This is a genomic window from Streptomyces sp. NPDC005485, from assembly GCF_040606085.1.
In the GTDB taxonomy this organism is placed as follows: Bacteria; Actinomycetota; Actinomycetes; order Streptomycetales; family Streptomycetaceae; genus Streptomyces.
Genome location: NZ_JBEXDZ010000005.1, coordinates 72,060 through 83,900, shown reverse-complemented (window position 1 = coordinate 83,900; position 11,841 = coordinate 72,060). Strand labels below are relative to the sequence as shown.

Here is an 11,841-nt window from a genome sequence, read left to right as displayed (position 1 = left end):
TTCGTACGGCGCGGGAGTCCTGAGGGGGATCAGAGTAGGCATGGCCAATTTCTCCAAGTCGAACGTGCCCCAGTTCTCGGTGGACGTGTACCAGAACGAGTACCTGCCCGAGGGCGGCCGCGAGGTCAACGCGATCGTCACGGTGAGCGCGACGGGCGGCGGCACCATCGGCAGCGCCGTCGCCGCGCCGCACCTGTACACGGCGGGCCAGGGCCCGGACGCGGCCGTGGCGATCATGGTCGACTGTTCGGGTTCGATGGACTACCCGCCGACGAAGATGCGGGGCGCGCGGGACGCGACGGCCGCCGCGATCGACTCCGTACGCGACGGGGTGCACTTCGCGGTGATCGGCGGCACGCACATCGCCAAGGAGGTCTATCCCGGCGGCGGCCGGGTCGCGGTCGCCGACGACCGGACCCGGGACCAGGCCAAGCAGGCGCTGCGCCGGCTGAGCGCGGGCGGCGGCACGGCGATCGGCACCTGGCTGCGGCTCGCCGACCGCCTGCTGTCCTCGGCGGAGGTGTCGATCCGGCACGGCATCGTGCTCACCGACGGCCGCAACGAGCACGAGTCGCCGGAGGACCTGAAGGCCGCCCTCGACGCCTGCGCCGGGCGCTTCACCTGCGACGCGCGGGGTGTCGGTACGGACTGGGAGGTCAAGGAGGTCACCGGGATCGCCTCGGCGCTGCTCGGCACCGCCGACATCGTCGCCGACCCGGCCGCCCTGTCCGCCGACTTCACGCAGATGATGGAGACGGCGATGGGCAAGGAGGTCGCCGACGTCGCGCTGCGGCTGTGGACACCGGTCGGTACCGCCATCAAGTTCGTCAAGCAGGTCGCGCCCACCGTCGAGGAGTTGACGGACCGGCGCACCGAGGCCGGCCCGCGCGCCGGCGACTACCCCACCGGCTCGTGGGGCGACGAGTCGCGTGACTACCACGTGTGCGTCGAGGTCCCCTCGGCCGGAGTCGGCCAGGAGATGCTGGCCGCCCGGATCTCGCTGGTGATCCCGCAGGGCGACGGAAGCGTCCAGAACCTGGGCGCGCAGGGGCTCGTACGGGCGGTGTGGACCGACGACATGTCGGCCTCCACGTCGATCAATCCGCAGGTCGCGCACTACACAGGCCAGGCGGAACTGGCACAAGTCATCCAACAGGGCCTGGATCTCCGCAAATCGGGAGATGCCGACGGAGCAACGGCCAAGTTGGGACGTGCCGTTCAACTCGCCAGCGCCTCCGGGAATGCCGATACTGCGAAACTGCTTGCGAAGGTGGTGGACGTGGTCGATGCCGCGGCAGGTACTGTGCGATTGAAGGCAAAGGTCGAAGAGGCCGACGAGATGACGCTTGAGACACGGTCCACAAAGACTGTTCGTGTAAAGAAGTAGCGAGCCCGGTTCCCGCGGGGAGCCGGAGATATCCGGTCAGATCGACCGGAAAAGGAGAGGGGGAAGCGCCGACATGCCGACCTGCCCGAACGGACACCAGTCGGGTTCCGACGACTGGTGCGAGGTCTGCGGTCACCGCATGGCCGGTGCCGTGCCTCCGCCACCTCCGCCCCCCGGCGCGGGATACGGCTATCCGCCGCCCGGCTCGCCTCCCCCGCCGCCCGGCCAGGGCCGCCCGCACCTGTCCGCCGTACCGGACCCCGCGCCGGAGCTCTGCCCGCAGTGCCGCACGCCCCGTGAGGGCGGCGCGCCGTTCTGCGAGGAGTGCCGGTGGAACTTCCTGACGAACACGGCGACCTCGTACACCCCGGCCGCCCCGCGACCGCAGGCCCCGGCCCCCGGCGCGCCGAACCCGGCGCTCCAGTTCCAGCAGCAGGCGCCTGGCCGGCCCGGCACGGGCCAGGATCCGTTCGAGTACCAGGGCTCGCGCCCCTCGCAGGTCAACCGTCCCGCGGAGCCGATCCCGCCGTACGGCCAGGACCCGAACGGCTACGGCCAGGACCCGTCCCGGCCCGGCCCCCCGCCCTTCCCCGGCGACCCCTCGGCCTTCGGCGGCGACCCGTCGCGTCCGGTCCCGCCGCCGCCCGGGCCCACGCCCGGCGGCTACGACGGTCCCGGTGGTCCGGGTGGCTACGGCGGTCCCGCCGGCCCCGGGGGCTACGGCGGCCCCGAGGCTCCGCAGGGCTTCCAGCAGCAGGGTCCGCCGGCCCCTCCCGGGTACCCCCAGGAGACCGGCCGTCCGGGGCCCGGCGGCCCGCCGCCGTTCGGCGCCGGTGACGACGACTGGGTGCTCCCCCCGCCGTCCGGCGGTGCGCCCGGTGGTCCCGGCCCCGGTCAGGGCCCCGGCCCGGGCCAGGGCGGTGGCTACGGCTACCCGCAGCCCGGCGCGACCCAGGCCCCGCCCGGCTACCAGCAGCAGCAACAGCAGCCGCTGACCTGGTCCGCGACGATCGGCCCCGACCGCGAGTACTTCATGGCGATGATGCAGCGCTCGGGCCCCGAGGCCGCGGGGCTCAACCTGCCCGCGTACTCCCCGGAGCAGCAGCGCCCGCTCACCGGAAACCAGATCACCATCGGCCGCCGACGGCACTCCACCGGCGACATCCCCGACATCGATCTGTCGGTGCCGCCGGAGGACCCGGGTGTCTCGCACCAGCACGCGGTCCTGGTCCAGCAGCCGGACGGCAGCTGGGCGGTCGTCGACCAGAACTCCACGAACGGGACCACGGTCAACGGCGGCGAGGAGCCCATCCAGCCGTTCGTTCCGGTACCGCTCCAGGACGGCGACCGTGTGCACGTCGGCGCCTGGACGACGATCACTGTCCGGCGCGGCTGACCAACCGCAAGCGGCGGCTCGTACGGGATACACGCGCTCGTACGGGATTCACGGCAGCGGCCAGGCGTACGGCCCCTCGGGGTCGTCCAGCCATGCCCACACGCGCTCGTCGCTGACCGTGATCCCGTACCGCTCGCGGCCCGGCTCCTCCTCGCGCTGCCACAGGGCGTACGCGTCGTGGGGGTCGAGGTTCCCCGCGGTCAGGGTGAGCAGGAAGCGGAACCGTTCGTGGCTCGTGGCTCCGCTGGGCAGCCCGCCCAGGTGCTGGGGCTCCGGGCCGGGGCCGGTGGCACCGCGCAGCGGCACGAAATAGGCGGGCGTCTGCAGGAAACGCCCCTCGGCGTGCCCGGCGTCCGTCACGCGCAGCGCGATCAGCCCGGTGGCGAGCGGCGCGAGGATGCGGGCACCCGGGCGGCACTGCGCGAGCCAGGGCCGCGGGACCGAGTTCATCGTGCAGGTGGCCATGATCCGGTCGAAGGGGGCGCGCTCCGGGACACCGCGGGCGCCGTCCCCGGTGACGACGGTCGGCCGGTGGCCCGCGGACTCCAGGTGCCTGCGCGCCGACTCGGTGATCTCGGAGTCGAGGTCGACCGTGGTGACGAGCGCGTCGCCGATCCGGTGGGCGAGCAGTGCCGCGTTGTAGCCGGTCCCGGCGCCGATCTCCAGGACGGCGTGACCCTCCTCGATCCCCATTTCGACCAGCATCTTCGCCATCAGCGAGGGCTGACTGCTGGAGGAGATCAGCTCGCCGTCGCGCACCCGGGTGGCCAGCGGGGCGTCGGCGTACGCCCCGCGCAGCCAGCGCTCGCGCCGGCGACAGTCGGGGTCCTCGCCCCACAGCCGCTCGAAGCCGCCGCGGACACCCACGTAGTAGTACGGCACGAAGAGGTGGCGCGGGACCGCCTCGAACGCCTCCCGCCAGGCCGGGTCCGCGTCCCAGGCCCCGCTCGCCTCGATCTCACGCACCAGCTCCGCCCGCGCCCGGGTGGCGAGGTCGGCAAGACCGGCAGGGCCGGCGAGGTCGTGCGTGTCCATAGGTCCACTGTGCTGCCGTGCGGGCCGCGAGGCGAGCGCCGGGGCCGGACGATCCGGAATCTCCCCTTCAGAACGGGTGGTCCTAAGCCTTGAGTCCTCGGTCACCCCGTCTGAGACCATGGACGGGTGAAAGAGATTCGGCGCGGCACGCTTCAGGAGCAGACCTTCTACGAGCAGGTCGGCGGCGAGGAGACCTTCCGCCGCCTGGTGCACCGTTTCTACGAGGGCGTCGCCGAGGACCCGCTGCTGAAGCCCATGTACCCCGAGGAGGACCTGGGCCCGGCCGAGGAGCGCCTCACGCTGTTCCTGATCCAGTACTGGGGCGGGCCGACGACGTACAGCGAGAACCGCGGCCACCCGCGGCTGCGCATGCGGCACGCGCCCTTCGCCGTGGACCGGGCCGCGCACGACGCCTGGCTGAAGCACATGCGCGTCGCCGTCGAGGAGCTCGGCCTCTCCGAGGAGCACGAGCACACGCTGTGGAACTACCTGACGTACGCGGCGGCTTCGATGGTGAACACGGAGAGCTGAGTCCGTTGGGCCGAGGCGAGTGGGTTCGATGAGCTGAGGCCGGCGAGGGCCGGCGGGATCAGCTCGTCGGGTCGACGTATGAGTTCCGGTGGCCGGATTCCGGTCGTACGGCGCCGGATTCCGATCACAATCCGGTCAAGCCCTGCCCACAAGCGCTTACCCGCGGCGCCCCTCCTCTGACAGCATCGCCCGCAGATCGAACGACGGCGGGGGGCCGGGTGACGGGGTTCGTACTACTGCGTGCGCGGGCGCACCGCCTGCTGCTCGCTGCCGCGCTCCTCACCGTCCTGCTGACGACGTCCGTCCTCGCGACGCTCACGGCGTACTCCGGCGCGATCGGCGACGCGTCCCTGCGCCACTCGCTCCTGGACGAACACAACGCCGTCGACACCTCGCTGATCGTCAAGGCCGACATCTCCGCGCGGCAGCAGGGGGCCGCCGACAAAGCCGTACGCGAAGGGGCCCGGAAGACCTTCGCAGGGCTTCCGGTGACCCTGCGGACCCTGGTGCGCTCGGGCCCGTACGCGCTGCCGCGTTCGCTGCGGGGTCCCGGCGCGGCCTCCACGGGCGACCCCGATCTGACGCACTTCGCCGCGCTCGACCGCGGCCAGGTGCGGGTCACCGTGGGCCGGCTGCCACGGGGTCCGGGCGGCCCGGTCATCGAGGTGGCGCTGCCCGAGACCGCCGCCGCGCGCCTCGGTCTGAAGCCCGGCGCGCGGCTCACGCTCGTCGACCGGCTCGACGGCCCGAAGGTGCGCGTCCTGATCACCGGCCTGTACCGGCCCACCCGGAACGCCTCCCCCTACTGGCAGTTGGACGAGCTGGGCGGCCGCGGGATCAACAAGGTCTCCTTCACGACGTACGGGCCGCTGCTCGCCGATCCCGCCGTGCTCGGCGGCAAGGGCGGCGGCGCAGGCGCCCGGGTGAGCGCCGGGGAGACCGGGTGGCTGGCGACCGCCGACTTCTCGGCGCTGAGCACCGGCCGGATCGGGGCGCTGCGGGACGCGGCCCGCACGGGCACCGCCTCCCTGCGCAAGGTGCCCGCACTGAGCGGGACCACGGCGGTGACGACCGCGCTGCCCGAGGTGCTGGACCGCGTGGAGCGTTCGCTGCTCGTCTCCCGTTCGACGCTGCTGATCGTCGCGCTGCAGCTCGGACTGCTCGCGGGGTACGCCCTGTTGCTCGTCGCCCGGCTGCTGAGCGCCGAACGCGCGGGCGAGACACGGGTGTTGAGGGCCCGGGGTGGTTCGCGCGGCCGGGTCGCCGGGTTCGCGGCGCTGGAGGCACTGCTGCTCGCCATCCCCGCGGCGGCCTGCGCTCCGCTGCTCGCCGGCCCGCTGACCCGGGTGCTCGCCGGCCAGGGCGCGCTGGCGCGGATCGGGCTGCGGCTGGACTCCTCGGTGGGGCGCGGCGGGGTGTGGCTGGTCGCCGCGTGTGTGGCGCTGGGGTGCGCCCTCGCGGTGACGGTGCCTGCGCTGACGTCCTCCGACTCGGCGGAGGGGCGGGCCCGTTCGCTGCCCGCTCCGGTGCGCGCGGGCGCGGACGTCGGCCTGCTGGTGATCGCGGGCGTCGCGTACTGGCAGCTGAACCGGCGGGACTCCGGCACCGTGAGCGCCGACCTCTCCGGCACGCTCGGCATCGACCCGCTCCTCGTCTCGGCGCCCGCGCTGGCGCTGCTCGCCGGGACCGTGCTGACGCTGCGGCTGCTGCCGCCGGTGGCCCGGCTCGCCGAGCGGCGTGCGGCCAGTGGACGGGGGCTGCCCGCGGCGCTGGCGGGGTGGCAGTTCAGCCGCCGCCCGATGCGCGGCGCGGGCCCGGTACTGCTGCTGGTGCTGGCCGTCGCCCTGGGCATGCTCACCATCGGCCAGGGCGCGTCCTGGAACCGCTCGCAGGACGACCAGGCCGACTTCCGCGCCGGTACGTCGGTTCGCGTACTCCCCAACGGGGCAGGCGAGTTGGGCCAGTCCGGCGTCTTCGCCGCGGTCCCGGGCGTGCGCGAGGCCGCCCCCGCCGTCCGTACGACACTGCCGCTGTCCGGGGACCGGACGGCGACGGCGCTGGCGCTGGACACGGCGCACGCGGCGGACGGGGTGCTGCTGCGGAGCGACCTGGCCGACGGGCCCGTCCGGCCGCTGATTGCCGGGCTCGCCCCGAACCGCGCCGCCATCGGCGCGGCTCTCCCGAAGGGCACCACACTTCTGCGCGCGACCCTGCGGATCCGCAGCGACACCGCGGGCATCGACGCCGACGCGGACGTCGCGGTCACGCTTCTGGACCGCTACGGCACGCCGTACCGCATCCCCGCCGGTCAACTCCCCGTCGACGGGCGGGCCCACACCCTCACCGTCGACCTCGCGAAGGCCGCCGACGCCCCGACGGGCCGCGCCGCCGAGCCGCTGACCTTCACCGGGATCCAGCTCGACGTGATGCAGCCCGTCGACAGTGCCGAGCAACAGCGGTTGTCCGTAGAACAGTTGAGCGCGGTCGGGACCGACGGATCCGCACGGAAGCTGTCCCTGCCGGGGACCTGGAAAGCGGCGTCCAGCGTCAACGCCACGTCGGGGTCGCCGTTCGCCGACAGCCGGCCCACCCGTCCGCGGGTGACGAAGACGCCGGAAGGGTCGCGTGCGCCGCTCACCGTGACCTACGGCACCGGGTACGTCGCGCGCGACCAAGCCTGGGAGGCTGCGTCCTTGACGGTCCGTCTGCAGGCGGCCCAGCCGCCGGTGCCCGAGATCACCGCGATCGCGACCGACCGGTTCCTGACGTCGGCGGGGGCCCGCACCGGGCAGCGCGTGGACGTGCCGTTCGGCGGCTATCGCGTGACGGTCCGGATCACCCACAGCATCCGGGCACTTCCCACGACGGCGGGGACCGGGCAGGGAGACGGTGGGGCTCTGCTGGTCGATCTCCCGTCCGTGAACCGGGTGTTGGAGGCTCGGTACGGGGAGAGCGCCGCGCCCACGGAGTGGTGGCTGCGGGCGGCGCCGGGCGATGCGGCACGGGTCGCGTCCGTCCTGCGGGCGCGGCCCGACATCGAACCCTCGCAGGTCGTGGTGCGCGACGAGATGGCCGACCGGCTTCGCGACGACCCGTTCGGGGCGGGTCCCGAGGCCGCGTTCGCCGCTGCGGCCCTGGTCGCGGCGGCGCTGGCCGCGGTCGGCTTCGCGGTGAGCACGGCGGGATCGCTGCGGGAGCGCGGCGCCGAGTTCGCGGTGCTGCGCGCGCTGGGCGCCCCCCGCCGCCAGCTGGCCCGGCTGATCGCCGCGGAACAGGCGGTGCTGGTGGCGCTGGCGCTGCTGGTGGGGGTCGCCCTGGGTGCGGTACTGACGCGTGCGGTCGTCCCCTTCATCGTCCTGACCTCCGACGCCACCCAGCCGACCCCGAAGGTCCTGGTCGAACTCCCGCTCTCCCAGGCCGCCTTGCTCCTGACGGCCGTGGCCCTGACCCCGCTCGCCGTGACGGCGTTCCTGGCCCTGCACCGCCCGGACCCGGCGGACTCGCTGCGAGCGGGGGGTGAATGACATGACACCGGTCGCCCCGTGGGTTCGCACCCGGCTGCGCGCGGCCCCCGGTGCCGCGTTCGCCCTCACGCTGCTCGTGGCGTTGACCGCCGCACTGGCCGCCGCGTTTCCACGGGCCGTCGACCGGTATGAGGACGCCGGGCTGCGACAGGCCGTCGAGGAGGCCACACCTCGACGGACCACCGTGCAGCTGTGGGCACCGGAACCCGGTCCCATCCTCCCGCAGCGGCAGCGAGAGCAGGCCCTGACGCCGGACATCCTCCGGGCGCAGTACGCGAAGGCGCTGAAGACCGCCGAACGCCCCCTGACCCCCGACCGCGACCAGTCCTCGTACGGCGTCCGCAACACCGAGGCCCTGGCCGTGCCCGACCCTTGGCTGCCCCGGCCCAGCGGTCTGCCCGCACGCGTCGCGCTCGCCGCGCAGAACGGCCTCGCCGACCACGCCCGGCTCCGCGCGGGGCGCCTGCCGCGCGCGGCCGCGACGGCGACCGCGCAGACGGACCGGGTGGAAGCCGCCGTCACCGCCGAGACGGCCAAGGCCCTGAGGATCAGGGTCGGTTCGGTGATCCACGTGCCCGCCGCCAGGCATTCGTCTCTCGTCGTGACGGTCACCGGCATCCTCGATCCGCGCGAGCCCGAGGGCGCGTACTGGACGACGCAGCCGCTGCTGCGCAAGCCCTCCCTGGTCCGGGAGCCGGACCAGAACGGCGAGCCGGACACCTACTGGGAGGGCGCCCTGCTGCTGCCCCCTGCCGCGGCGCCTGCCATGCTCGGCACGGACGGACACCCCGTGCGCTACTGGCAGTTGGCCCCCGCGACCGCCGCCCTCACCGCGCACGACCTGTCCCGCATGAACTCCGCGATCGCCGCGCTCGAAGCAGGTCCGGGGCTGGCGAAGGTCCGCGCGTTCACCGATCGCTCCGCGGACGCGAGCACCGACCTCGACGACGTCGTGACGGAGTACGCGCACCTGCGGTCCGGCATCGCCCCGCTGGTCGCCGTCGCCGCGTCCGGCACGGCCACGGTCGCCGCCGTCGTCCTGCTGATGGCGGGCGGCCTCGCCGCGGACCGCCGCCGCAGCGAACTCGCCCTGCTGCGCGCCCGCGGCGGTTCCCTGCGCGGCGTCACGGGCCGGCTGCTGGCCGAGACGTCGGTGCTCGCCGTCCCGGCGGGCGCCCTGGGCCTCGGCGCGGCGCTGCTCGCGGTCCCCGCCGGCCGCCGCACGTACGCGGTGGCGGCCGCCGTCGCCGTCACGGCCCTCGCCTGCGCCGCCCTGCCCGTGCGGGCCGCGGTCAAGCACCAGGTGGTCCAACTCCACGGTGCACGCGAGGACTTGACCGTCGTACGCCCTTCACGGCGCCGCACGGTCGCGGAGCTCACCCTGCTGGTGCTGGCGTCGGGAGCGGTGTTCGCGCTGCGCAGCCGTGGCACGGACACGCAGGACAGCAACGAATTCGTCGCGCTGGCACCGGTGTTGGTGGGCATCATCGCCGCGCTGGTGCTGGTGCGGCTCTATCCGCTGCCGCTGCGTCGGCTCGCCCGACCGGCGGGCCGGCTGCGCGGCGCGGTCGGCCATCTGTCGCTGGCCCGCGCGGGCCGCACCTCCGTCTCCACCGTGCTGCCCCTCCTCGCCCTGCTCACCGCCCTCACCACCGCCGCGTTCGGCGGCTCGGTCCTCGCCGGCGTCGCCGACACCCGCGACCGCGCCGCCCTGCTCACCACGGGCGCCGACGCCCGCATCGAGGCGACCCGGCCCCTGCCGGACAGGCTGGCGACGGAGATCCGGGACAGTGGCTCCGGGGTCCGCGAGGTCACACCGGTGAGCATCGCGTACCAGGCGAAGCCGGAGGACGGCGAGCAGACGGTGCCGCTCGCGGGGGCCGACCCGGAGGCGTACGCGCGACTGGCGGCGTCGACCGGGCTCGGCGCGTTCCCCGCGGCCGAGTTGAAGCACCCCGCCCACGCGCCGCTGCCCGCCCTCGCCTCCCCCGCCGTGGCCGACCGCTACGGCACGCGGCCCTTCCCGGTGCGCCTGGAGGACGGCAGCCACGTCACCGTACGGATCGCCCTCGTGCGCGGTCTCACCCCGGCGGTGTCCGGCACCGACTTCCTGGTCGTCGACCGCGCCGGCCTCGGCACCCGCCCCGCCCGCCCCACGGCGCTCCTCGTCACCGGCGATCACCTCGACGGGGGCGCCCTGCGCAGGGCCGCGGGCGTGGGGGCGGACGTACGCCTGCGGTCTGAGGCGCGGGCGGCTTACGTCGACTCGCCGCTCCAGTCCGGCGCCGAGCGCGTCTACGCGGCGGCCGTCGCCGCGGGCGCCGGGTACGCCGTACTCGCCCTGCTCCTCGCCCTGGTCCGCGCGGCCCCCGAACGCACCGCGCTGCTCGCCCGGCTGCGCACCATGGGCCTCACCCGCGCCCAGGGCCGCCGCCTCCTCGTCCTCGAAGCCCTCCCCCAAGCTCTGCTCGCCGCGGCAGGCGGTGCGCTGACCGGCTGGGCCGCCATCCGCCTCCTCTCCCCCGGCATCGACCTCACGACGATCGCCCTGGCAGCAGCCACGACCGACGCACCCCCGGGGTCCACCGAACTGCGCACGGACACCCTGTCCCTGCTGCTCCCCGCCCTCTCGGTACTCGTCCTCGCCACGGGCATAGCGGCAGGACAGGCGTGGTGGACGGGGAGACGGGGGTCGGTCAAGGAACTGAGAGCGGGGGATTCACGGTGAGGGGTGGGGAGTTGACGGGCCCGAGGGGCCGGAAGCCGCGCGGGTTCATGGGGGCGGCTGCGCGGTTGACGGGACCGGCGGGGCCGAAGGCACGGGGATTGGCCGTGCCGGGCGGGCAGTCGACGGGACTGGCGGAGCCGGCGGAGCCGACAGCCACGGTGACAGCCGCGCAGTCGACGGAAACGGCCGAGCCGGGAACCCGGGGACTCGCGATGTCGAGTACGGCGGTTGCCAACTCACGATCACGACCTGCGGGAGTCACGTCATGACCGCCACGAACCCCACCTTCGCCGACCTGGCCGAGCGCGCCGCGGCGCACCGGGACCGCCCCGCCTACGGCCACGACGCCCTCATCACCTGCGACCGGCTGGTGCGGATCTTCTCGGCGGACGGTGTGGAGGTGCAGGCCCTCCAGGGACTCGATCTCCTGGTCCGGGAGGGCGAGTTGATGGCGCTGGTGGGCGCGTCGGGCAGCGGCAAGTCGACGCTGATGAACATCCTGGCCGGCCTGGACACCCCCACCGCGGGAGCGGCCCGGGTGGCGGGCCGCGACCTGCTGACCATGGGCGCGAAGGACCGCCTCCGCTACCGCCGCGAGGTCGTCGGCTTCGTCTGGCAGCAGACGGCCCGCAACCTCCTGCCCTATCTGACGGCCGCCCAGAACGTCGCCCTGCCGATGCAGCTGGCCGGCTCCCGGGGCCTCCGCGCCCGCCGCCGCGAGCAGGCCGAACGTTCCCTGGAACTCCTGGAGTTGATGGGCATCGCGGATTGCCGCAACCGGCGCCCGCACCAGCTGTCCGGCGGCCAGCAGCAGCGCGTCGCGATCGCCGTGGCACTCGCCAACGCCCCCGCCGTCCTCCTCGCCGACGAACCCACCGGCGAACTCGACTCCCACACCGCCGAGCACATCTTCGCCGCCTTCCGCACGGCGAACGAGCACCTCGGCACCACGATCGTGATCGTCACCCACGACCAGGCCGTCGCGGGCGAGGTCCGCCGTACGGTGGCGATCCGCGACGGCCGCACCTCCACGGAAGTCCTGCGCCGCACCGAGGTCGACGCCGCCACCGGCCAGGAGGCGGTGGTGGCCCGCGAGTACGCCATGCTCGACCGCGCGGGCCGTCTGCAGCTCCCCGCCGAGTACACCCGCGCCCTGGGCATGCGCGACCGGGTGGCCCTGGAACTGGAGGAGGACCACATCCAGGTGTGGCCCGACGCCACGGACTGAGCCCGGACGGAC

At 74.4% G+C, this 11,841-nt stretch carries 7 protein-coding genes; 6 read left to right on the top strand and 1 reads right to left on the bottom strand.

The annotated features are described in order from the left end of the window. Positions 1–40 precede the first annotated feature (40 nt). Together ABZS97_RS03695 and ABZS97_RS03690 are read left to right on the top strand one after the other, a co-directional pair. Positions 41–1,387 (top strand): VWA domain-containing protein, encoded by a 1,347-nt coding sequence (locus tag ABZS97_RS03695; protein ID WP_356133109.1) that lies wholly within the window; start codon positions 41–43, stop codon positions 1,385–1,387. A 73-nt stretch (positions 1,388–1,460) separates the two neighbouring features. After that, complete coding sequence (locus ABZS97_RS03690) at positions 1,461–2,783, top strand: FHA domain-containing protein (protein ID WP_356133107.1); 1,323 nt, start codon at positions 1,461–1,463, stop codon at positions 2,781–2,783. Between the two features lie 48 nt (positions 2,784–2,831). Here ABZS97_RS03690 and ABZS97_RS03685 read toward each other — a convergent pair whose 3' ends face one another. Next, complete coding sequence (locus tag ABZS97_RS03685; protein WP_356133105.1) at positions 2,832–3,818, bottom strand: methyltransferase domain-containing protein; 987 nt, start codon at positions 3,816–3,818, stop codon at positions 2,832–2,834. Between the two features lie 126 nt (positions 3,819–3,944). Between ABZS97_RS03685 and ABZS97_RS03680 the strand changes: the two genes are divergently transcribed. The 4 genes from ABZS97_RS03680 to ABZS97_RS03665 all read left to right on the top strand — a co-directional run bounded on the left by ABZS97_RS03680 (position 3,945) and on the right by ABZS97_RS03665 (position 11,829). Further along, a complete protein-coding gene (locus tag ABZS97_RS03680) occupies positions 3,945–4,349 on the top strand; it encodes a globin (RefSeq protein ID WP_356133103.1) in 405 nt (134 codons plus the stop codon). 218 nt (positions 4,350–4,567) lie between these two features. Then, positions 4,568–7,873 carry an FtsX-like permease family protein gene (locus ABZS97_RS03675; RefSeq protein ID WP_356133099.1) on the top strand — a complete coding sequence of 1,102 codons (3,306 nt, stop codon included), beginning with the start codon at positions 4,568–4,570 and terminating at the stop codon, positions 7,871–7,873. A gap of 1 nt (position 7,874) precedes the next feature. Further along, entirely contained in the window at positions 7,875–10,601 is a 2,727-nt protein-coding gene (locus ABZS97_RS03670) for an FtsX-like permease family protein (RefSeq protein ID WP_356133097.1), read from the top strand. A 265-nt stretch (positions 10,602–10,866) separates the two neighbouring features. Further along, on the top strand, positions 10,867–11,829 hold the full coding sequence (locus ABZS97_RS03665) for an ABC transporter ATP-binding protein (RefSeq protein ID WP_356133095.1): 963 nt from the start codon (positions 10,867–10,869) through the stop codon (positions 11,827–11,829). Positions 11,830–11,841 lie beyond the last annotated feature (12 nt).